Source organism: Xanthomonas sp. WCS2018Noco2-27 (assembly GCF_031843525.1).
Classification (GTDB): Bacteria; Pseudomonadota; Gammaproteobacteria; order Xanthomonadales; family Xanthomonadaceae; genus Xanthomonas.
Genome location: NZ_JAVTIK010000009.1, coordinates 83,860 through 105,100 on the forward strand (window position 1 = coordinate 83,860; position 21,241 = coordinate 105,100).

The 21,241-nt window shown below is 56.4% G+C and carries 19 protein-coding genes and 1 pseudogene; 13 read left to right on the forward strand and 7 right to left on the reverse strand.

The genetic code is table 11. The features are described from left to right. Window positions 1-132 precede the first annotated feature (132 nt). Entirely contained in the window at window positions 133-3,978 is a 3,846-nt protein-coding gene (locus tag RQH86_RS15130) for a LamG-like jellyroll fold domain-containing protein (RefSeq protein WP_311238063.1), read from the forward strand. 395 nt (window positions 3,979-4,373) lie between these two features. Here the strand turns inward: RQH86_RS15130 and RQH86_RS15135 are convergent, their stop codons facing one another. Next, window positions 4,374-4,622 carry a hypothetical protein gene (locus RQH86_RS15135; RefSeq protein WP_311238062.1) on the reverse strand — a complete coding sequence of 83 codons (249 nt, stop codon included), beginning with the start codon at window positions 4,620-4,622 and terminating at the stop codon, window positions 4,374-4,376. A gap of 375 nt (window positions 4,623-4,997) precedes the next feature. Between RQH86_RS15135 and RQH86_RS15140 the strand changes: the two genes are divergently transcribed. The 7 genes from RQH86_RS15140 (at window position 4,998) to RQH86_RS15170 (ending at window position 11,279) form a co-directional block, all read left to right on the forward strand. Beyond that, window positions 4,998-5,414 (forward strand): hypothetical protein, encoded by a 417-nt coding sequence (locus RQH86_RS15140; RefSeq protein ID WP_311238061.1) that lies wholly within the window; start codon window positions 4,998-5,000, stop codon window positions 5,412-5,414. Between the two features lie 162 nt (window positions 5,415-5,576). Then, window positions 5,577-6,782, forward strand: coding sequence for a hypothetical protein (locus RQH86_RS15145; protein ID WP_311238060.1), 1,206 nt, complete (start codon window positions 5,577-5,579; stop codon window positions 6,780-6,782). Between the two features lie 263 nt (window positions 6,783-7,045). Continuing rightward, window positions 7,046-8,080: a hypothetical protein gene (locus RQH86_RS15150; RefSeq protein ID WP_311238059.1), complete on the forward strand. Its 1,035-nt coding sequence runs from the start codon at window positions 7,046-7,048 to the stop codon at window positions 8,078-8,080. A gap of 753 nt (window positions 8,081-8,833) precedes the next feature. Then, window positions 8,834-9,172 (forward strand): hypothetical protein, encoded by a 339-nt coding sequence (locus RQH86_RS15155; RefSeq protein WP_311238058.1) that lies wholly within the window; start codon window positions 8,834-8,836, stop codon window positions 9,170-9,172. A gap of 341 nt (window positions 9,173-9,513) precedes the next feature. Next, on the forward strand, window positions 9,514-9,810 hold the full coding sequence (locus RQH86_RS15160; RefSeq protein WP_311238057.1) for a hypothetical protein: 297 nt from the start codon (window positions 9,514-9,516) through the stop codon (window positions 9,808-9,810). Window positions 9,811-10,087: 277 nt separating this feature from the next. Then, complete coding sequence (locus RQH86_RS15165; protein ID WP_311238056.1) at window positions 10,088-10,561, forward strand: nuclear transport factor 2 family protein; 474 nt, start codon at window positions 10,088-10,090, stop codon at window positions 10,559-10,561. Between the two features lie 364 nt (window positions 10,562-10,925). Then, the gene (locus RQH86_RS15170) at window positions 10,926-11,279 is read left to right on the forward strand and encodes a SymE family type I addiction module toxin (RefSeq protein WP_311238055.1); all 354 of its coding nucleotides are present in this window, start codon (window positions 10,926-10,928) and stop codon (window positions 11,277-11,279) included. A gap of 65 nt (window positions 11,280-11,344) precedes the next feature. Here the strand turns inward: RQH86_RS15170 and RQH86_RS15175 are convergent, their stop codons facing one another. Genes RQH86_RS15175 through RQH86_RS15185 form a run of 3 tightly spaced genes read right to left on the reverse strand, consistent with a single transcriptional unit; the run spans window position 11,345 to window position 14,189 of the window. Next, window positions 11,345-12,793 (reverse strand): XVIPCD domain-containing protein, encoded by a 1,449-nt coding sequence (locus RQH86_RS15175; protein WP_311238054.1) that lies wholly within the window; start codon window positions 12,791-12,793, stop codon window positions 11,345-11,347. Beyond that, window positions 12,790-13,473: a hypothetical protein gene (locus RQH86_RS15180; protein ID WP_311238053.1), complete on the reverse strand. Its 684-nt coding sequence runs from the start codon at window positions 13,471-13,473 to the stop codon at window positions 12,790-12,792. Before RQH86_RS15180 ends, RQH86_RS15175 begins: the two co-directional genes overlap by 4 nt. Before the next feature lie 26 nt (window positions 13,474-13,499). Next, on the reverse strand, window positions 13,500-14,189 hold the full coding sequence (locus tag RQH86_RS15185; RefSeq protein ID WP_311238052.1) for a hypothetical protein: 690 nt from the start codon (window positions 14,187-14,189) through the stop codon (window positions 13,500-13,502). 516 nt (window positions 14,190-14,705) lie between these two features. Here RQH86_RS15185 and RQH86_RS15190 point away from each other — a divergent pair. The 5 genes from RQH86_RS15190 to RQH86_RS15210 all read left to right on the forward strand — a co-directional run bounded on the left by RQH86_RS15190 (window position 14,706) and on the right by RQH86_RS15210 (window position 20,015). Next, window positions 14,706-15,089 (forward strand): SymE family type I addiction module toxin, encoded by a 384-nt coding sequence (locus tag RQH86_RS15190; RefSeq protein WP_311238051.1) that lies wholly within the window; start codon window positions 14,706-14,708, stop codon window positions 15,087-15,089. A gap of 110 nt (window positions 15,090-15,199) precedes the next feature. Beyond that, window positions 15,200-15,679, forward strand: a complete 480-nt coding sequence (locus tag RQH86_RS15195; RefSeq protein WP_311238050.1) for a hypothetical protein — start codon at window positions 15,200-15,202, stop codon at window positions 15,677-15,679. Window positions 15,680-16,822: 1,143 nt separating this feature from the next. Then, window positions 16,823-17,110 carry a SymE family type I addiction module toxin gene (locus RQH86_RS15200; protein WP_311238049.1) on the forward strand — a complete coding sequence of 96 codons (288 nt, stop codon included), beginning with the start codon at window positions 16,823-16,825 and terminating at the stop codon, window positions 17,108-17,110. Between the two features lie 1,340 nt (window positions 17,111-18,450). Continuing rightward, a complete protein-coding gene (locus tag RQH86_RS15205) occupies window positions 18,451-18,903 on the forward strand; it encodes an ankyrin repeat domain-containing protein (protein WP_311238048.1) in 453 nt (150 codons plus the stop codon). A gap of 701 nt (window positions 18,904-19,604) precedes the next feature. Then, a complete protein-coding gene (locus RQH86_RS15210; RefSeq protein ID WP_311238047.1) occupies window positions 19,605-20,015 on the forward strand; it encodes a hypothetical protein in 411 nt (136 codons plus the stop codon). Between the two features lie 106 nt (window positions 20,016-20,121). Here the strand turns inward: RQH86_RS15210 and RQH86_RS15215 are convergent. The 3 genes and pseudogenes from RQH86_RS15215 to RQH86_RS15225 all read right to left on the reverse strand — a co-directional run. Further along, window positions 20,122-20,586 (reverse strand): annotated as a pseudogene (locus RQH86_RS15215) (XVIPCD domain-containing protein); the annotation flags it as partial. Window positions 20,587-20,608: 22 nt separating this feature from the next. Then, the gene (locus RQH86_RS15220; protein ID WP_311238046.1) at window positions 20,609-21,007 is read right to left on the reverse strand and encodes an integrase core domain-containing protein; all 399 of its coding nucleotides are present in this window, start codon (window positions 21,005-21,007) and stop codon (window positions 20,609-20,611) included. Beyond that, window positions 21,004-21,225: a hypothetical protein gene (locus RQH86_RS15225; RefSeq protein ID WP_311260567.1), complete on the reverse strand. Its 222-nt coding sequence runs from the start codon at window positions 21,223-21,225 to the stop codon at window positions 21,004-21,006. The genes RQH86_RS15220 and RQH86_RS15225 overlap by 4 nt, the downstream gene beginning before the upstream one ends. Window positions 21,226-21,241: the final 16 nt, after the last annotated feature.

A 21,241-nucleotide genomic window follows, 5' to 3' on the forward strand; every position in this document is an offset into this window, starting at 1 on the left:
ACGTGCCGGCCCGCGTGCTCGCCGCCAAGCGTGCGCCGCGTGCTGCGTTGCGGTGGCACGTTGCAGTGTCTGTCGCCCATGCGGTGCGGCAGTGGTTTTGAAAGAGACGAGGTGCGTGTGCTGAAGGTTTGGATGGGTTTGTTGTGTCTGATCGCGCTGCCGTTGAGTGCGGCCACCCCCACGGCCCCGGAGTTGCTGTTCCGGGTCTCGGCCGATCGCAGTCTGGAGGCCGATGTGGCCCGCGGCGATCGCGTCCCCAACTTCCGCGACAAGATCGCGCTGGTGCCCACCGGCAAACGCGGCAATGCCATCGAATGGGCCGACGACGGCGTGCTGTCGTGGAATGCGCCCGGCAACCTCTACACCCAGCGCGGCACGCTCGGCTTTTTCTGGCGTTCGCGTTACCCGGTCGGCGAAGCGCCGTTCGTGATCTTCCGCGTCGGCTACGCCGACCACACCAGCTGGGACATGGCCTGGCTGCGCATCGACTGGAACGGCCACGGCTTCGACGCCTTCGTCACCGATGCCAACCTCGCGCGCACCCGCGTCTCCTTCAAGCTGGATAAAAACCCCAGCGCCAGCGCGTGGACCCATATCGCCTTTGCCTGGGACGAAACCCGCGGCGTGCGCCTGTACGTGGACGGCAAAGAGGCCGCACGCGTGGAGTGCGGTGCGCCCTGCGCCAACGGTGGCGCGCTCGATTACGACGCCGCGCTGGATCAGTTCGGCCTGGCCGGCCGCGTGATGTCGCCGCACCAGGTGCAGAGCCGCTACAACTTTTTGCGCGGTAGCGACTTCGACGAGATCCGCATCTACGACCGCATGCTCGACGCCAGCGGCGCCGCCGCGCTGGCACGGCTGCAGGAGCCTGCCACCGCTGAAGCATCCACAAGCGACGCGCAACACGCCGCCTTCCTGCACCGCTACGGCTGGGACAACGGCCACGCACCGCCACTGCTGGACGCACCGGTCACCTGCATCCGCAAGGTGGAATTCGCCGACGCCCGCGACCTCAAGCAATGGATGTGGAAGGCCACCGACGGCATCGCCGAAACCACCTGGCCCGGCGTCTACAACCGCTCGCGTCTGCCCGGCCGTAACGACTACTTCCAGCTGCCGGACTGGAACACCTACGTCGAAGGCGGCAAGGTGCTGGACCTCACCCTCCCGGACGAGCCGGTCAACCGCATCGAGCTGCGCGGTGCCGCCTACGGCCAGGCTAGCTATGCCGCGCCCAACGCACCAGCGCAGCCGCTGTTCGACCGCAAGCAAGGCGTGGTGCGCAGCGTGGACCAGTTCGCCCAGCGCCGCGGCGGCACGCTGCGCTTTGCCAACACCGCGCAGGAAACCCCCATCCAGGAAATCTGGGCCTACAACGTGCAACCAGGCGAGGTGCCCAAAGGCAGCGCGCAGCTCAGCTACACCGTGCGCAGCGACATCCAGCCGGACTACGACAACCTCGCCCCGCTGCGTGACGTCATCGCCGGCCGCTACCCACCGGGCGAGCGCCAGACCGTCATCGCGCTGCCCACCAAGGCACCGGCACGCAAGCGCCCCAGCGACAAGGCCGCAGCAGGCGCGCAGCAGCCCATCGTGCACATCCTGGTGCCCTCCAGCCTGGGCGACCCGCCGCCGGACCAGGCGCTGATGCGCAGCTGGTCCTACGGCTGGGAGAACATGCACGACGGCTTGGACGGCATCGCCATCACCCTGCCGGCGCTGAACCTGCCGGCCACCCACAACGGCAGCATCCCGCTCAACATCCGCATCAAGGACCCCATCTGGCCCGCACGCGACATGATCGATGTCTCGGTCGCGGTTACCCCCGGCCAGGCCCGCACCCTGTGGCTGGATCTGCGCGACAGAATCCTCAGCAACGACAGCCTGATGCTCAGCATCGCCGCCGCCGCGCCCGGCTTCGATGCCAACACGCTGGACGGCACCCAACTGCAGCTGGTGTTCAAGCCGCGCGCCGAGGCCATCACCGAGCACGTCGCCGACCGCTTCAATCAGGTCAAGGACAACTGGGGCTTTTTGGTGGAAGAGCACACCACCTCCAAGCGCCAGTTGCTCTACAAGCGCCTGGATGCCGACATCACCGACCTGCTGCGCGTGGACCCGGACCACGCCCTCGGCCGCCAGTACTGGAACGACATCAGCTACGCCAACCAGGGCGCGTTGCCTGTCGAGATGCCCAGCGTGCCCAAGGGCGTGCCCGCCTGGGCGTTCTGGCAGCTGCAAGACCTCAGCGCCACGCGCCGCTACATCCGCTGGTGGATCGAGCAGCGCCAGGTGGCCTACGGCGATTTCGGCGGCGGCATCTCCGACGACTCGGACCTGGTGCAGCAGTGGCCCGGCGTCGCCCTGATGGGCGTGGACCCGGACATGCTCAACGCCTCCATGCTGGCGCTGTCGGAGGCCAACTACCGCAACGGCATGTTCACCAACGGCCTGTCCACCATCGAAACCGATGAGCTGCATTCCTACGAGGAGGGCATCAACCTCAACAGCGCCCTGCTGTACCTCAACTGGGGCGACCCGCGCACCGTCGAGCGCCTGATGGAAACGGTGAAAGCCTTCGACACCATCATCCAGGTCAACCCGCAAGGCCACCTGTTGTTCGCCAGCAACTGGTTCGGCGGCCGCAAGGTCTACCGCGAGCCCAACTGGCAATGGCAAAAACCGTATTCCTTCCCCATCGTGCACCCGGCCATCCTGCTGGGCGGCTATAACGCCGACCCCAACAGCCGCCGCATCGTCACCGGCTTGGCAGACGGCTATCTCGCCCACGCCTACACCAACGCCAAGGGCAACTGGGCGCTGCCCAACGAGATCAACTGGCAAACCGGCAAAACCCGCGGCGGCGAACTGTTCGAAGGCAGCGGCGGCGCCGACACCTTGCACACCTTCTGGGCCGCCTACCGCTTCACTGGCGATGCGCGTTATCTCAAGCCAATCGACTACCGCGTCGCCAACAGCGGCCCCAATGGCCTCTCCCTGCTCAACGAAAACTTCCTCGACGTCATGGGCAAGCGCAGCGACTGGAGCGGCAAGCTCATCGATGCCGCCAACAAAGACGATGGCAGCGCCCCGGACTTCCCGCACTTTGTTGCCTGGGAGCAAACCGGTAATCTCGATTATCTCGCCGCCATTTACCGCAGCGAAGCCAGAGAGAAACTGCAAAACTTCTACATGAACACCGAAGGCCACTGGTGGAGCGACCGCGTCGAATCTCCCACCGTCAATCTGCAACGCGCCCGCTTAGGGGGAGTGGCCCTCAAGCGCAATCAAACCTACCCCGGCCACACCGTCAGCTGGCGCTTCGCCGATCCAGAAGCCGCCACCCAAGTGGCCATCGCCATCCCCGCACCTCAGCAAGACCGCTTCACCGTCATCGCCTACAACACCTCCAGTAAACCTCAGCGCGCCAGCATGACCGGCTGGAACGTCGCCCCGGGCCAATGGCGCATCACCCAAGGCGTGGACCGCGATGGCGACGGCAAGATCGACGGTGCAAGTGCCACGCGCGAGGTGGCGTTCGAAAAAAGCGCCTCCATCGACATCGACTTCCCCGCAGCCCGCACCACCGTCCTGCAGCTCGAACGCATCGCCGCCACCACCCCGGTCGAACTGCGCCCGGACCTGGGCATCGGCCACGGCGACGTACGCATGACTGCAGACGCCATCGAAGTGACCGTGCATAGCCTCGGCCATGCCGATGCACCGGCCGGGTTTGTGGTGCTGGAGGATGCGCGTGGCAAGGAGCTGGCAAGAGCCGCGTTCCCGGCACTCGCCGCACCACGCAATCTGCAGCCAATCATCACCCAGGTGCGCCTGCCGCTAACCAACACCGCAAACACAAAAGCCGCGCAACTGCGCGTCATCACCGATGGCAACGCCGCAGAAATTACCAGCCTCAACAATACGCTGCCGCTACCAACCCCAACCACAGCACCAACGACAAAAAACAGCCCATAACCAACTCACCAATCTCTTCTCCCGCACGCGGGAGAAGGTGCCCGAAGGGCGGATGAGGGCAAAGCCGATAAAGCCAGCGATCACTCGCGCAAGCACATTGACGCAACCCAAAAACTCGGCGAGGATCAAGGCACGCAGCACTTAATGCAGCCGCAAAGCCACACATTTCTTCAGGGGGAAGAAACAATGTTGAGCAAGGCATGGAGCATCGTGGCACTGGCTTTGGCCGCACTATTGATGCGGCATAACACCTGGCGTCAGAGGGACATAGCTGAAAAGCGGTGAGCTTCCGACGCTCGTAGCAATTGACCACGGTCAGGGAGTCGGCGAGGATCGTGTTATGCCGCGCTTGGGCGGTCCAATACTAGTTAGGCGTTATGGAAAGGCTCTGCAAATCACTTGTCGCAGCGTTCGTCTTTCTGGAATTCTTCGGCGACGATGTCGTTGGCCCGGACGCTGCCGTTGGCGCTTCGGAGGCGGTGGCAGCAGAGTTGCAATCTGCCTAACAGGAGGAAAGAGACGCCTTTATCAGGGTATGTGCGCAAGAAGCCGAGGCTTCCTGCGGCGCACGCGTGGCCCAGTTCATCGCCGAGCTTCCTCTCCACAGAGGTATTGCCGGCGATGACGCCTAACGATTCATTCAAGCCGACGCCGCTTCGCGGCGCGGCTCAACTCAGGCGTTAGGTTGATCTCCCACTTTTCTGGTCTCTATCCGAGAATTTTATGCACGTAATGATTTGCTGGGAGGTTAAGTCGACTGGCCCCAAGTCGCTGGAAACCGCGAAGCTGATGAAAGCAGCGCTAGATGGCTACTCATGGGTTAGGCCAATTAAAAATGTTTATATCGTAAAGGTAGCCACTGCGGAGGAGCGTGGGGCCTTGAAGGACAGCTTGATCGCTGCTATCAAAGAGTCGGGAGAAAAAGTTCACCTTGTAATTACTCCCCCGATGGCAGGAGGTGGTTACACAGGCTGGCTACCTCGCGACCTCTGGGAAAGAATAGATCAGAGGACTAAATAATGAGCGCCTCCGACGAAAAGATTTCCGCCGGGCAGAAACACGTTGATGGCGACTCATATAACGCGCCACCAACTGAAAACCCAGCGCAAGAGCATTTCAATATCGTTGTCAGCGTGCCAGAGTCCATCAAGATAAAAATGGTAGATGCATCGGCCTTAGCAGACTACGAGATATGGGTTTTTATCGCCTCCGTATGTTCCAACGGGGTAGTAGGATTTCTCGTCGCATACCTCCAGGCCGTAGATGCTAAATCTGCGAGCGCGCCCTTTGCAGGATGGATTTGCGTCGTTCTAATTATAATTTTTCTTTTAGCTGTCGGCATGGCAATCTACAAGCGTGTCTCCATAAGTCGGAAGGGGCGCGACATTCAGTTAAAAACAAGCAGTGTTTCTGCACCACCTCAAAAATCAACCTAGAAATTCATTCAAGCCGAACACGCCTGGCGTGTCGGCTTAATTCAAGCGTTAAGCCCCTTAGGCGTTGCGCTTTCATGTGCTAGCAGTTTTTGAGAGAACCCATTGCTTCGTCAACGCCTATGGGCGCCCCTTACCTTAAGCAATAACTTTTAGCAGGGAAACATGGCAAGATTCGAGCAAGTCATATCAGTTTTTCTCGCCTCACCTGGCGAGCTGTCCTCTGAGAGATCGCGCGTGGCCGACGCTGTGACCCAATGGAACCAAGCTTGGAGTAGAAGTCTTGAAGTTAGGCTTGAGCTTCTAAGATGGGAAGATGATGCATACCCCGATATCGGGGAAGATGCCCAGGACGTAATAAATCACCAAATTCCTTCAGATTGGGATTTGTTTGTAGGCCTAATGTGGTCGAGGTTTGGTACTCCGACAGGAAGAGCCGGATCTGGAACTGAAGAAGAGTTTGACCGAGCTCTCGAACGCTATCGCACGTGTGGGGATACAGTTGGATTACTTTTCTATTTTAAAGACGGTCCTATCTCACCAAGTAAAATTGACCCTCGGCAGCTTGGACAGGTTCAACAGTTTAAGAAGCGAGTCCAGGGGGAGGGCCTTCTTACGTGGGATTTTGCAGATGCTGATCAATTTGAAAAATTGATCAGCCTCCACCTAACAAGACATGTACAAGCTTGGAAGCAATCATCAGAGCGCGCAGCGGCCGCACAAAAACCAAACGAACCGGAAACGGTTGAAATTGCTGTAGAAAAAGATGTCGCTCAGACAACTGAGTTCAACGTTAGTGAGGCGCACGACGACGCCGGGTATCTTGACTTACTTGAGTGCTTCAGCGAGAAAACGTCAGAAATTGAAGGCATTGCACTTCGGCTGGCACAAGCTCAAGAGCGGTTGACTGATCGCACGATAAAAGGCAAGGAAGAGCTTGACCGACTACAAGCTAATTCAGCCAACGCATCGGCCAAGAAGTTCCGAGCGGCGATTGCCACTGTTGCTTCAGAGATGCTCAAGTTCAGCGCATGCGTTGATGCGGAAGTTCCGCAGTTGCACGCGGCCTTCGACTCAAGCATGAATGCTCTTACAAAACTCGTTGCTATATCTGCGGAGTTATATCCAGAACAACTGATCGAGACAAAAAATGCAACCAGCTTTCTTCTTCAGCATCTAGCCCAAGCACGTGAACAGATGGTCGGCTTTAAAGATTCAACCGCGTCTCTTCCCAAAATGACGAAAGAGCTAAATACTGCAAAACGCAAACAGGTTGCTGCACTCAACGCACTAATTAGCGAGTTCGAAAATGGTGAAGCCTTGCTATTGGAAGGGCTTGCTGTCATAGGCGGACTTATTAATATCGAATGAATTAATGGTGAATTCATTGCGTTCGTATAGTGCGAAGAACGGGGTCAGGTTCACTTAAACAGTCCATCTGACCCAGTCTCCTGACTATCACATAGGGACTAGCGCATGCCCAAGCAAGTGAGAGGTCTTTCAATCTACCGAAGCACAATCGGAAGACCAAATAATGGGGTCAGGGTCACTTGATAAAGGCATACTGCCCACAGTTCCGTGGTGAGATCACGTTATGCCGTATTTAAGCGGCCCAATATTAGTTAGGCTCCTCTATGTCACTTTCCGACGTCGCCAATCCGAAAGCCGCAGCGAAATTGATCCAAGATTTCCGTAAACGCTATACAACCAAAGTGTGTATGGCGCCTGGTACTGACCACGATCGCAGAATCGTGTCCGCGCATACGCTGTCTGTCGAGAGCATGCTGCGCAAGATTTCTATCGACGGCCATGTGTACGCGATTGGCAGTCCCAAGAAAATAGCTAGAGACGTCTTCCCGATCAAGATCCAACGGATGGGCTTAAGGGACGTGTCCGTGTTTAATGGTTTCTGCGCAATGCACGACCGGGACTTGTTCGCTTGCCTCGAGACCGAGCCATTCCGATTTTCTCCAGAACAGCTGTTCAAGCTGGCCTTCAGGACAGCTTCGAAGGAAAGCTATCTCAAAAGAAAGCAGGTTGAGTCTTTGCTCTCACCCGAGCAGTACGCGGAGATCCACGGCATCAAGGAAGAATTGCATCTTTCGGAAGCAGCTTTTGTTTACCAAGCCGGAGTCGTTCGGGGAGCTGAGGAAATCGAGAACCTCAAACAGGTGCTGGACGGATTTCTACTGACCAATCAATGGTCAAGACTAGTCACGCGCGCAATACTATTCCCCCATACCCCATCGGTTTTAGGTACTACAACTTTTCAACCGTATGTGGATCTGGATGGCCGCCAAATCCAAGATTTCGAGGATCTTGACGCGGACATGAGTCATATCTTTATGTCGGTAATCCCCGTGGAAACTGGAGGCGCCGCAATATTTTCGTGGTTAGACACCGCGAACTCGGCGCCGAGAGCATTCTATGAGTCAATCACCCGAGGAAAGAGCTTAACCTCCGCAGTCATTCATTCCCTTTTGGATCATGCTGAGAATGTTGCATTCTCACACAGCTGGTACGAGCAACTAAGTAATAAAATGAAAGATTACATTTTTTCAAGAGTAATTAAGTTCGATAACGGAATTGACCATATTGATGCGGCCAGGGCAGATGATGCTGCGCCCAACCTAGGAGACTGGGGTAAGCCAATTGTGACGAGTTTCTAAATCAGAAAAAGAGGTCAGGTTGGGAGAACGGGGTCAGGTTTACTTTACAAATAACGGGGAAGAACGGGGTTGGAAGAACGGGGTCAGGTTCACTTAAAGAAGTCAACCTGACCCCGTTCCCATCCCATTCAAGCCTAAGCTGCCTTGCGGCTCGGCATAATTCAAGTGTTAGGTGCCGCATGAGGCTATTCGATCCTTGGAGAGGCGAAAACTACAACACGAGTGGGCTTGGCGGCGTCCGTGTAGCTCTCCTCGGTGACGCTCATTACGGAACCCCAGCCCGCCCACAAATTAGGGGTCAGGTTCACTTTAGCAGTTGGTCCTGGTCTATTCTCCAATGACCGAGTCAGGTCACTTTAAAACTAAACTGCCCCCCGGTTTCCCGTCCTTGCTGATTGGAGCTAACCTGTGGTGGGTTGTTGCCAGGATCGACATGGCTACAGCATCAAGGCGGTACTACATCCGTTGATGTAATCCTGGTTCGCCCGATGCCAGTGTCCGCGTCGAGCGCAAGCTGTCTGCCTTGTGCAGTTGTTTTGGTGCCAATGGTCAATGGTCACTGCCTGCCTGACTCGGTCCGCGTGTGTCGGGCCAGGGATGTAACGCGCCTGGACGCATCGAATAGGCTTTACAGTGTCAGGCGCTCGGCTGGAGGGTAATGATGACGTCACTGAAACATAAGATCGGTGGGACTCCGGCCGTGCTTGGCGCGTATGCCCTTGCGTTGATCTTTGGGGACACGGTGCGGTACCCATGTTCATGGGGATCTTCTGGGGGGTGAAGGCCATATTTGTTTCGGGGGGCGAATCGGTGTGGATCGTGTCGGCGATTGCGGGCGTACCAAGCATCGTGTATCTGCTGGTTTTGGCATCAAGACGACGAGCGCCAAGTGGGAGCGTCCGTGTCAGGCGTATGCCGCTCATTGGGTTGTATCTCTCGTGGCTGTTGCCTGCAGTCAAGGCTGCCTCGGATGAGGCGGCAGGTCTCATTGCAATTTTTTCGGTCGAAATCATCGCGTCGCTCCCCTTCCAGATCGCGATCGCCGTTGCACTTTACATTTCGTTGCCTACGCATTCCGATGCGGAGCAATGAGGCACCTCGCCACTACTTCGAGGACGGGCTCTGAAGGTGGTTCAACCTGACGCCTTTCCGAAAGCTATGGCACACTCGGGTGCGGCGGCAGTGCTGGCGCGCTTAGTTACAGATGCAGCCATGCGGCAACTCACTGTTTAGTAATTTACCAGGAATGGTGTCAGACCGAGTTCATAAGTCAATCTGCCCCGTCGTCTGGCAACCGTTTCGAAAGGCTTAAAACGTCGGCTCCGTATGCTGGCGACGAGTTCATAGATATTGATGTTCTGTTCTTCTCGCTTGTTGAAGCCCTGGCATCGGAGTGTGAGGCCTAACAATTCTTAACTTAGGTATTAGGCCCCATGGAGCACTACTTCGCGCCAGTCACATCGAAGAACTTTCCCCAGCTCAGCGGGCTGGTGCTTTTCCAGCTTGTTGATAGCAAGCAACGGACGTACGTCCTTGAGATTCGGTACAAAGACTCCCAAATGCTCGAAAGTGATAGTGACCATCTGCATCACGAACCAGTCTGCAAGGTAATGTGTGAAGCACAAATGACCTATGGTATTGATGCCCCACAATGGCGTTTACTAACATTGGCTGAAGCTGCTTCTGTCGAGAAATCTATTGTTGGGAGCGCGCCAGTAGTGGGAACCTAAAAAATCCCTCAAAGCCAATGGAAGAGGAATGGTGTCAGGTTCACTTATTGAGACAAGTTGGCCTCGATAAGTGCTCAGAGATATCTTCCGAGTGCCGCATCGGCAGGGCTGCACTCTCTGATGCTTATCATCGATTTGATATCCGAAGCAGTTGACATCCCAACAAACCCGAAAATAACGGGTCAAGTTAGCTTTAAAAGTAAACCTAGTACCTGTAGTCGCGGAGCGCGGGATACTACTGTGGTCAATCAACGATGCTCTAGAAGGGTTGAGATATATGAGCCGATCAATCATTGCCCTTTTTGTCTTCAGTCTCGTGCTTGCCACGGGGCCATTGCACGGTCAGAACATCACAGAAAAGGCCAACCCAACTGCAGTTGCCAGCGTTGCGTTACCGCCCGAACTTGATCGAGTCCTCCGCGACTATGAGCGCGCATGGCGTAAGGGCGACGCGAGCGCGCTTGCTGCGCTATTTGCGGAAGATGGATTTTTGCTGCAGAGCGATCGTCCTCCAATCCGGGGCAGGGCAGCTATTCAAGCGGCCTATGAAGGTAGCAGCGGAGGCCCGCTAAGTTTGCGCTCACTCGGTTTTTCCGCCGAAGGTAATGTCGCCTACATCATAGGTGCGTACGGCTACGGAGATGCACCCGGCGACATAGGAAAGTTCACCCTCACGCTGCATCGAGCTCCCGGCAAGCCGTGGTTGATCTTCTCGGATATGGACAATCTCAATTCTTCGGCCAAACGGTAGTCCGCTGCATGGTGCGAGGCGAGTAAACAAGGTGGAGCGATCAACATGTTCTCCGTAGTGGCCGCACTCAAAAAATCACCGTCACTTGTAGCCCCAAACAGTTGACATCCCAACAAACCCACAGCAATCTCTACCACAAGGAGCGTAGAAACTCCTCAGAGAGCGGTACCCACCTCCGTCAAATCGGTGGGTTTTTTGTGCCTGCAGCGTCTTGCGGGTGCAACCGACGCGATGCCTGCGTCGGGAGGGCGGCTAATACAACACCCTTCGGGGAAATACGCCCGCCGGCTCTCTGCGGTTTCTAACCTCCCGACATCCCGTCGCCAACCGGCGGCGGGGCTTGTTCGTCAAGGAGGGCTTTGCCATGCGTCGATCCACGTCCCGTCCCACATCAGCACGCAAGCGCGCCACGGTGCCGCCACCCACCGAGATCGGCTGGCACTCGATCGACCCCACGCTCAAGCCACCGCTCTACCTCGAGCGCACCCCCATCCCCGAGCCCCGCCCCGATCCCAGCAAGCCGCGCCGCCCCGGCCACCCGCGTGCCCCCCAACACTGCACCGTCGGCTACGGCTATTACCCCGCAAGCCACCAACGCATCCCCACCCTGCGCCTACGCGGCCGCTGGCTGGAACAACTCGGCTTCACCATCGGCAGCAAACTCCACATCCGCCTGCGCGATGGCGAGCTGGTCGTCAGCGTGGTGCCCAGGGACTGACCAACCCGCTGCGTGCCTTTGCACGGTGCGTACATCCCGAAGATAGATGCGGGCATGCTGTCACTTCAAAGTGAAGCAACGGGTCCGCGCTGCTGTTGTTCTTGCGAGCGCTGTTGTTCCATTGCCCGCTCCTGCATGCGCTCCTGGTCTAGTCGCTGGTTGACCGATTCCAGTTGCGTAAAGCTCTCTTGAACAGGCCGCTGCGCGGCGTCTGCCGTTGGCATATGCGCGCGCAACATGGCCGGATCTTTCAGGTCTCCTTGCACAACGAACAATGTCTGCGCAGTGGGCAAGTCTTTGGTCTTCTCGCTGAGCAGTACGTGATCCACGCGTGTCAGTCCATTGTCTTTTGCCAAGACGAGCAGGCTGGCTGTCATCCGCTCACTGGTAGCGTCGAACGTGCGGCCATTGGCGGCATCCAATCGCTCTACCTTGCTGCGGATCTGCTGATGCATGGCGTGGTCCGGGTGCCACGCATCTGCAGGTGTCACTGCGCGGCCAGGTTCATTCGGTGTTGCGAGGTTGGGAGCATTGATGTCTTGCGCACCAGTATTCTTGAGCTGGACCATGCCATAGCCGTCTTTGCTCAAGTCAACGATGTTAAAGGTCTTTGCAGATCCCAGCTCCAGGCCATTACGCTCCAACTGTCTTGGCTCCAGACCCAACGATTTGAGGTCGACGCGGATTTCCGGTGGCTGGCGATCATGCGCCAGATGCGCATAGCTCTGCGCGATATGGCTGATCGGATTGACGCCATAGTAGTTCCGGTAATCGGAGTCGCCATGAGGGCCTAGCGTGCCGCGACTGTCGTAGAAGCATTGTTCCACTGACTTTGTCAGCGCATCATTGCGTGAGAACGGGCGCGTCGTCAGCTCTTCATATGTCAATCCATTGGCAAACTGCGGTGGGTTAACGTTTCTTTCCACACACCGCGTCGTCGAGCGCTGGAGTAGGCGAAGTTCGACCATTTCATCAGGCATTCCAGGGTTTTGATGCTTGATGCGGTCGTGAAGCGCACGCATGCCTGAAATCTCTGAGAGCGCCTCATCCTCCCGGGTGCTATCCAGATAGACGCGCGTTGGCCCAGTCAGGTCGACCTGACCCTCGCGATTCTCGTGTGCCTCCTGCAGCCGGTTGCCCATTGTCTTTGCGAACTCGGCCAGTGCTTGAGTCCGGTGCTCTGCCAGCACACCATGCATCGTTTCATGCCCGAGTACTTCGGTGATGTAGTCAATCCGCTGCGCGCCAGTGAAGTCGCTGAACGCTGCTGCGCTGATGTTGAGCGTGCCGGGGCTACCATTTTTGCCATCCTGGAAATGGCCACCATTGTTCTGGCCATGCGAGACCGCGATCGATCCGATATGCCCCTTCTCTATCGCATTACCAAGCAAATTCGAGAGGTAGGGAGATTCTGATAGCGCTTGACGAATGCTGGACTCGGCCTCTTTTGGAAGGCGCGGATCGTTTGCCATCTGTGCCAGCAGTGGCTCGATTCTTGGATCGACACGAGTCATGCCTTGCCCCCATCGATCTGCATGCCGTAAGCGCATTCGCGCGAACCGCTGTCCTGACTGGTTCGGTAGATCAGCAACGCGACGGAGAAGCCTTGTGTCCCGTTGTTGAGCGGACGCCAATGTTGGCGCAGCCATCCTCCCTGGAAAGGTCTTTGCCCACCACGCTTGTAACCCATCTCCTCCAGTTTGCGTGACAGCGTCGTTGCGTCCCAAACGCAACGCGCGGTAGGCGTGCGCGTTGGGTCGATACGTTCGGGTAGACCGACGGCGACTTCCACACTCGAGAAGATTTTTTCTGCGAGTACGTGGGTTGCGTAAAAAGTGTACCCGTCACTTAGGGAAACATTCTTCATGATGTAAAAAGGATGCGTAGAGTCCTGGGTACCTCCGAACTTTGTGCCCAGCGCCGCCTCCAGCCGCATGTAATTCATATCGGCTGGTGACTTGAATCCATCAACAAACCTCAGCAACCTGGCTTCCAGCTCTTCAGAGCTAATGCCGGGCTTGTTTGGCTCCGAGCGATCGCTTGCAATCGCATCCTGCGCAATGACCGGTGCTGATGCGGATGACGTAGTGGATTCGCTTTTAGGATCGGCGCACGCGCCCTGAAGTCCAGCCGCAAGGAGCAGCAACAACAGGGCAAAAAATCTCCTTCCTGTTCTTTTCTGCTTGATATTCATAGGCTCTACTCTTCGAGGGACCCATTTCATGGCTTGCCTCCATCGATCTTGATGCTATGGACGCATTCTTGTTGACCGCTTTGTTCATTGGTTCGATAGAGAAGCAATGAGACCGAGAACATCTGACTTCCGCCGTTGATCGCGCGCCAATGCTGGCGTAGCCATCCGCCCTGGAATGGCCGCTGGCCGCCGCGCGTGTATCCCATCCCTTCAAGCTTTTTGGACAGTGCTTCTGCCTGCAAGATGCAGATCGATGTAGGCACGCGTGTCGGATCGCTATGGTCAGGCAGAGTCACTGCAACCTCTATTCGGGAGAATCCATCTTTCGTTGGGCGATGCGTCGCGTAGAGTGCATACCCATCAGCCAGAGCGACGTCCTTCACGTCACGCCACGGGTATGCGGGATCAGACGGTGGTCCAAGCTTGATGCCAAGGACAGACTCGAGCCGCGGGTAGTCCAGATCCGCTGGCACTGTCAGTCCATCAATGAAGCGCAACAGCCGGCGCTCTAGTTCTTTCAAAGTGGTGTTGGCAGAAACGACGTCAGCGCCACCATCGGTACTTTTGCTGTTCTCTTGACGGGGCGGCTTCACTGTCGCAGCAGGTGGCGTGCCTGCATCCCATCTTGCTTCATGAGGCGTGCGAGCGCATGCACTTGGCAGCGCTACTTCAAATAGCAGCAAAGGAAGCAAGCTGCGGAAGCTATTTTTTGTCATGGGGCTCCTGCTACTCACGCGACATCACGATGCTGACCAATTGTCAACCGCGCCACTGGTGTTCTGCACTGCCGGGTCCGAACCTGAGTGGCGCGTTGGTGATGGATATGAGGGGGAGCGAAAAGCAATTCATGAGCGGGTGGGGACGCGCTTTGAGTGGTACCCCCTCAATGTCCAATCCAACTCTGACTCCGCTGGTTCAAAGCTTGACGCAAGATCTTCCATCAACGCCTTCCAGATTGCCAGCTTCGACCGCTAGGCATACCACGTAGCGCGTTGCAATCTTTTCCGCAAGGAGCGTAGAAACTTCTCGATCAGCGGTACACACCTCCGTCAAACCGTGGGTTTTTTGTGCCTGCAGCATCTTGCGGGTGCAATCGACGCAACACCTGCGTCGGGAGGGCGGCTGACAACACCCCTCGGGGAAATACGCCCTCCGGCTCTGTGCGGTTTCTAACCTCCCGACATCCCGTCGCCACTCGGCGGCGTGGCCTGTTCGTCAAGGAGGGTTTTGCCATGCGTCGATCCACGTCCCGTTCCACGCCCACTCGCAAGCGCGCCACGGTGCCACAGCCCACCGAGATCGGCTGGCACTCGCTCGATCCCTCGATCACCCCGCGGCCCTACCTCGAGCGCAGCCCCGTCCCCGAGCCCCGCCCCGATCCCAGCAAGCCGCGCCGCCCCGGCCACCCGCGTGCCCCCCACCACTGCACCGTCGGCTACGGCTATTACCCCGCCAGCCACCAACGCATCCCCACGCTGCGCCTACGCGGCCGCTGGCTGGAACAACTCGGCTTCACCATCGGCAGCAAACTCCACATCCGCCTGCGCAACGGCGAGCTAGTCGTCAGCGTGTTCGATGAGGATGAGCAAGATATGGACGCAAGTGACGCCCGATGATTGACTATCGCGAGCGCCCATCCCAGGATTGCCTGAGGCCGTGTCCAGACGGCGTTTAGCAATTAATTGCCAAAGATCGCAATAACACACGGCTTAATCGGGGAATTTGGATGGAAACTAGGCTGTCGACGTATGATTTCTATATTGTTGTTTCGATGGTCGATCTTGTCACTTGGGTTGGGAGCGGCGAACGAGATTTTTCCGTCAACAGCCAACTTAAAAAAGCAATACAAGAACTCGGGATCAAAGTCGATCTCGCTGGCCTCTACATAGAATATTTCGATCGCACTAAGATCGGAACTGGGGATGTTTACTCCTATCAAAAAGAAGAAGGTCATACCGTTTTCGCTATAGATCTATACAAAGAGTTGACTGATCAACTAGACATTGTTCAGATGGCCATCTTATGTGATAGCGGCATTGCCGCGAAGGTAAGAGGGAAGTTGCGAGAATTTTTCGATAACGCATCTTGCAAATTTATCTATGAGGAGGCGCACTTCTCATCCCGGGCACGCGATCTGGTTGATTTCGAAAAGTACCCACGTCTGATGGCCGATTCGGGCTACAGGAAAAATATCTTAAGGAACTAGGTGTCTTCGTAAGGTCTGTATGCTGAAGACAGCGCCATTTCTGAAAAGTTTGCTGCTTAGTTGTGCCGGTCAAACCGAGACATGCCTGCCTTGAGAAGGCTGGTGACAACATCTTCCAAGAAATACGTTGGTCGGCGACTTGCGGTCTCCAACCTGCCGACATCCCATCGCCAACCGGCGACGGGGCCTGTTCGTCAAGAAGGGCTTTGCCATGCTTCGATCCACATCCCGCTCCACGCCCACGCGAAAGCGCGCCACGGTGCCACGCACGCCGAGATCGGCTGGCACTCGCTCGACTTCTCGACCAAGCCGCGGTCCTACCGCAAGCGCACACCCAAGCCCCGCACCGAATCCAGCACGCCGCGCCGCCCCGGCTACCCTCGTGCCCCGCAACACTGCACCGTCGGCTACGACCAAGGAAGGACGCAGTCAGGTTCACTCTGTACTTCGATCTGGCTCCGTTTGCCGGGCGTTAGGCCGCATATGATTAGGCGTAACAGCATGGGTCCGCAAGGATGCGGCCTAAACCCTGTTGGCAGCGGCAGGTGCATATCTGGAAAAACGGTGAACTTCAAACGCCTGTGGCGATTGACTGCTGTCAGGAAGTTCGCGAGGATCGGTTTATACCGTGCTTAGGCGGTGCATTAATCCTTAGACGCATGAAGAAATTACTCGCACTCTTGAGCCTGATCTTTCTGGCAGCGTGCACATCGGATGTTGTGGAGAGCAACTACGCCACTCTCGCCGAAGCTCGCGCTGACCAACTCTTCGGTCGCGGATGGCTGCCCGACGTGCTGCCCGCTTCAGCCTTCAATATCCGCACCAGTAACAACCTCGACCTGAATCAATCGGAGGGCGAGTTCTCGTTCCGCCCGGACGACTCAGGCGATCTTTTCCAAAAGTGCACAGAGGTCCTCCCGGCACAGTGCCGTACCCTGAGTACTCGGCTAACATCCCGGCGCAAGCACGTCTTGGCTACTCGGTTTGGTCCTTGCAGATGGAGCAAGAAACGTGGGTGTTCTTCTGTCGTGCATCGGAGGGGCGCTGCCTCTACACCATGTGGCTTGACCAGCAAGCGCCTAACAATTCGAGGAACAGGGGGCAGGTTCACTCAAGAAATCAACCTGACCCCGTTGCCTGGGATTGGCTGGCACTCGCTCGACCCCTCGATCACGCCGCGGCCCTACCTCGAGCGCACCCCCCATTCCCGAGCCGCGCCCTGATCCCAGCAAGCCGCGCCGCCCCGGGCACCCGCGTGCCCCGCAACACTGCACCGTCGGCTACGGCTACTACCCCGACAGCCACCAACGCATCCCCACGCTACGCCTACGCGGCCGCTGGCTGGAACAACTCGGCTTCACCATCGGCAGCAAACTCCACATCCGCCTAGGCAACGGCGAGTTGGTCATTAGCGTGGTATCCACAGACTGAATCTTCCTCCGGAAGAAAGCGCACTGGGTGCGTAGCCATGGCTGGAAAAAAGACATGCTGATGCTAGCGTTGATCGTTGCAGCAATGGCTCTGCCGTGAAATCGACCATTGACGACGTCGAAGTACAGCGGCACGCTGAAGGCCCCGGGCGAAACTATGGAACTGACGATGGAATTTGAAAGTCGTACCGATTAATGAGTTGGAGGATTGATGAGTTCCAACGTATTTCTCTACAAGTTTCGTCAGGGTCGTGAACTAGCGATGCCCTTCGATGAAGCTATCGAACTTCTAGCTGGCTATGGAACCCTTGGTAACGGGGATTATAGAAGTCATGTAACCTTTCCTCCAGATGAGATTGCAGAACTAGCGCATGTTGTCGGCGACGAAGTGAGGGGTGCTCTTTAGCATTGCGTTCAATCGCGCTTTCATCAATTATCAATTTCGCGCACTTGTATTCTATGCAATGCAGAAGTTCGGTCTCGCAGCGTACGAAGACAATTTTGATTGGGTGTATGTTCTACCGGCTTCGGATGGCGATGTGCCTCAAGCGCTTTTAGATGAGTTGTCGAACGGGGTCCGCGAAGTCAGCACGGCAAGGCACCCGTGGCAGGAGCGAGTATAGGCTCCTAAAGATAAGCGTTTTCTAATTTATCCACCGCGACTACCCGACGGCGCGGGCTGCTGCTAGTAACGATTGACATGGAGCAGGAAGTCAATGAGGATCACGTCATACCACGCTAAAGCGATCCAATGATGGATAGGAAGCTAATGATTTTCCTCCCAATTTGCTATGGATTCCTGACTTATTGGCTAACCCACTCTTGGCAGTCAACCCAATTCGCGAACGAATTTTTTGGTTATCGCTATCGCGACCTTCCGATTCTTTTTCTCTCTATTGCGCCGTGGGTAATTGCTTATTTTCCGCTTCGTACCAGCCTGCCAAGGCCTTCGCTATTCTCCCGCGCACTTCTCGTAACTGCATCATGCCTGCTTCTTCTTAACATCACGTATCACGCGTACTATACTGGTCGCGCATTCGCCACGACATTCGAGCCGCGGTTAATTGACAGACTGGATTTCTGGCTTAGATTATTGGCTAGCTTCGCCAAGCCTGTAGTATTGCTCGCTTGCATCATCTATCCAATATTTGCTGTTATCACAATACTGAAAGGCAGACGTCCTGATGGATCCACAATGATGGCGTCAGGCTCACTTAAAGATCAACCTGGTTCCGTTCCCGAAGCTAACTTGCACAGGGCGAGGCCGATCACGCGATCACGCGCTACGGGCTCAGGCCGCCTAAAATACTAGACATTGGGCCTTTGGGAGTATGAGCCATCATGACCGATCCGAATCTAGAATTAACACCTGAGGAAAAGGCCTCGTTGGAACAAGATGCTCGCATTATGGGTCTTGTCAAAAAGGTCAAATCAGCTCAACAAAGCTCATTTGCATCCATATTTGCCGATTCCATCCCAATGAGCGCACTTCAGTATTGGTCAGTAATTCGAAAACCTGACGCAATCGCACATTTGAAGCAAGCTATTGCTGCCGGTAATGATGTCAACGAGCACCGGGGCGATGGATACACAGCCCTTCACGGAGCCGCCGAGAATGGATGTGTCGATAACGTTAAGCTGCTTCTTGCCTGCGGCGCAGATATCACAATTAAGACAGCGACCGGCAAAACCGCGCTTGATTTTGCTACGCAGCAAGGACACGACACGATAGTGCGCCTACTGGAACAGGCCGCTCCTTCGAAGCCCGATAAACCATGGTGGAAGTTTTGGTAGCCACATAAAGAACTGGGTCACGTTCAATCAAGGAGTCAACCTTATCGGTTTCCCGGTCAAGGTCTCCTCCAGTGGCTTGTCCCCCTCGCGTTTCAGCCAGTCCTGCTTTGAATGGCGAAGCCGTCGCTCGGCATGGGAGGGCCTCCAGGACGTCCGAGTTACCTCGGTATAAGCATAAGGGAGGAACGTGGCGCATTGATTGACCGTGACATTCTTTCTACTTGGATCTCGCAACCGGTAAATACCTGCAATGACCCTGAGCTCTAACAATTCGTCCAACCCGACGCGCTTCGCGGCGCGGCTTGACTTAGATATCGGCCAGTCATGAGAGATCCGGCGCGCATTGATCAAGTACTGGCGCTACTTGAAGAGGTTTGGCGCAGAGACCCAGAGCTACGGCTAGGTCAGCTTATCTATAACGCTGCTCGCCTGCGCGAGCCGCAGCTCTTTGATGTTTTTTCGATCGAAGATTCAATACTACAGGAGAGCCTGATCCGTTACTTGGAACAATTGCAGAGAACTGGATCAGATTTACTTAAGTAAATCTGATCCAGTTCTCAGAACCAATTCCCTCTACACAGCTGAAAGTGACGAGATTCAAATGATTGCTGCGATTGACCTTGGCTGGGGAGTCGGCGAGGATTACGTTATTCCGCGCTTAAGCGGTACAATAGAAGTTCGGAATTAGGGGGGAGTCCGTAGTGACCGATTACTTTGATCCCTTGGCGGCTAGGCGTCGCTATGAAATCCAAGACTCTGAGAGCCTGATTCGCATTGCATTTCTTAGTCCCGAGGGCTATGTGCCTGCTGCTATTGAGCTAGCGCGGGAAGAGCTGTCTAACCGGGGGATCTCTGACAGAGAGCATCCCCTTGTGGCTCTGGAGTCAGCTGAGTTGCAAAAGGAAAATGCGGTAGAAGTTGAGGTGTCGAATGCTCCTCTTGGCGTTCTTGGCAAAGCCGTCTGCTTCATCTTTGCGGATCTTCTTGCAATCATCATCTCGCTTGTCAACTTCGCCATCGGGAAAAAGCGGGCAGGGATGGATGCTCTCGCGTGGATGGCGTTCGGCTGGATTCCGCGCCTTCTCTTGATTGCGGCATTGTCCTTCAGATAATCATGGCGAAGAACGGGGCCAGATTCACTTAGGCATCAGCTCCCGTTGCTTGTCGCTCAATGGCTGCTAGCAGTTTGATGATGATAAGTGCGGGTACGTCATCGCCTCAAAGCGATGGAACAGGGCCGCGCTGTTGTTGTTCCTGCAAGCGCTGCTGGTCCACTGCCAGCTCTTGCATGCGCTCCTGCGCTAGTCGCTGGTTGACAGATTCCAGTTGGGTATAGCTCTCTTGAACAGGCCGAGCCGCAGCGTCGGCCGTTGGCATATGAGCGCGCAACATGGCTGGATTCTTTGGATCGCCTTGCACTACAAACAAGGTCTGGGCAGCGGTCGAGTCTTTGGTCTTTTCGCTGAGCAACACGTGGTCTACCGGGGTTAGTCAATTTTCTTTGGCTAGCGTCAGCAGACTCGCTGTCATCCATTCACTGGTCGCGTCAAACGTGCGGCCGTTGGCTTCATCTAACTGCTCCACTTTGCTTCGGATCTGCTGATGCATGGCATGGTCCGGATGCCCCGTTTCTGCATGGGTCAATGTGCGGCTTGGCTCATTTGGTGCCGCCAGATTGGGAGTGAAGCGTACTCGATTCTTCGAGTCACTCAGAAGTAGAGGTGGTTGTTGATTGTGCCATTGCGAAGCGGATGTGCGGCAAGCCGCCGAGTGATCGATGTGGCCGTTGGTGGTTGTATCGATGACGCCAGTCCTCTGCCATGCGCAGAACCTCGTCGAGCGTGGTGAACACGAGGCGGTCCAGCACTTCGGTGCGGAAGGTGCGGTTGAAGCGTTCGATGTAGGCGTTCTGGATAGGTTTGCCAGGCTGGATGTGGATCAGGGTGACGCCGTGCTGCTGTGCCCACTGCCTGAGCGCAGCGCTGATGAACTCCGGGCCGGTGTCCAGGCGCAGTCGCCTTGGAGCACCACGCAGCTCGACCAATTCGTCCAGTGCGCGGATGACCCGTGCCGAGGGCAGGCTGGTGTCGATTTCGATCTTCATCGATTCGCGATTGAAGTCATCGTTGATGTTGAAGGTGCGACGTCCTCCCAATCCATCAGCATGCCAAAACCGTGGCCGGGGTTGTCCTTCAAGTGCGCCTCGATTGCGGCGATGAGCGGGCCATCGTCGCGCTGGCGCGGACGGTAATGCCGTGCAGATCGGGACAGCTGCAGCACCCGATCAGCTCGACGGGCACTGAGGCCGTAAGTAGTTTGCATGGCCAGACTCAATTCC

What these genes read in the sequence shown, in the direction of transcription:
- RQH86_RS15130 (WP_311238063.1), top strand. Translation starts at nt 133, where the DNA reads ATGGGTTTGTTGTGTCTGATCGCGCTGCCGTTGAGTGCGGCCACCCCC.
- RQH86_RS15140 (WP_311238061.1), top strand. Translation starts at nt 4,998, where the DNA reads ATGAGCGCCTCCGACGAAAAGATTTCCGCCGGGCAGAAACACGTTGAT.
- RQH86_RS15145 (WP_311238060.1), top strand. Translation starts at nt 5,577, where the DNA reads ATGGCAAGATTCGAGCAAGTCATATCAGTTTTTCTCGCCTCACCTGGC.
- RQH86_RS15150 (WP_311238059.1), top strand. Translation starts at nt 7,046, where the DNA reads ATGTCACTTTCCGACGTCGCCAATCCGAAAGCCGCAGCGAAATTGATC.
- RQH86_RS15155 (WP_311238058.1), top strand. Translation starts at nt 8,834, where the DNA reads ATGTTCATGGGGATCTTCTGGGGGGTGAAGGCCATATTTGTTTCGGGG.
- RQH86_RS15160 (WP_311238057.1), top strand. Translation starts at nt 9,514, where the DNA reads ATGGAGCACTACTTCGCGCCAGTCACATCGAAGAACTTTCCCCAGCTC.
- RQH86_RS15165 (WP_311238056.1), top strand. Translation starts at nt 10,088, where the DNA reads ATGAGCCGATCAATCATTGCCCTTTTTGTCTTCAGTCTCGTGCTTGCC.
- RQH86_RS15170 (WP_311238055.1), top strand. Translation starts at nt 10,926, where the DNA reads ATGCGTCGATCCACGTCCCGTCCCACATCAGCACGCAAGCGCGCCACG.
- RQH86_RS15175 (WP_311238054.1), bottom strand. Translation starts at nt 12,793, where the DNA reads ATGACTCGTGTCGATCCAAGAATCGAGCCACTGCTGGCACAGATGGCA.
- RQH86_RS15180 (WP_311238053.1), bottom strand. Translation starts at nt 13,473, where the DNA reads ATGAATATCAAGCAGAAAAGAACAGGAAGGAGATTTTTTGCCCTGTTG.
- RQH86_RS15185 (WP_311238052.1), bottom strand. Translation starts at nt 14,189, where the DNA reads ATGACAAAAAATAGCTTCCGCAGCTTGCTTCCTTTGCTGCTATTTGAA.
- RQH86_RS15190 (WP_311238051.1), top strand. Translation starts at nt 14,706, where the DNA reads ATGCGTCGATCCACGTCCCGTTCCACGCCCACTCGCAAGCGCGCCACG.
- RQH86_RS15195 (WP_311238050.1), top strand. Translation starts at nt 15,200, where the DNA reads ATGGAAACTAGGCTGTCGACGTATGATTTCTATATTGTTGTTTCGATG.
- RQH86_RS15205 (WP_311238048.1), top strand. Translation starts at nt 18,451, where the DNA reads ATGACCGATCCGAATCTAGAATTAACACCTGAGGAAAAGGCCTCGTTG.
- RQH86_RS15220 (WP_311238046.1), bottom strand. Translation starts at nt 21,007, where the DNA reads ATGAAGATCGAAATCGACACCAGCCTGCCCTCGGCACGGGTCATCCGC.
- RQH86_RS15225 (WP_311260567.1), bottom strand. Translation starts at nt 21,225, where the DNA reads ATGCAAACTACTTACGGCCTCAGTGCCCGTCGAGCTGATCGGGTGCTG.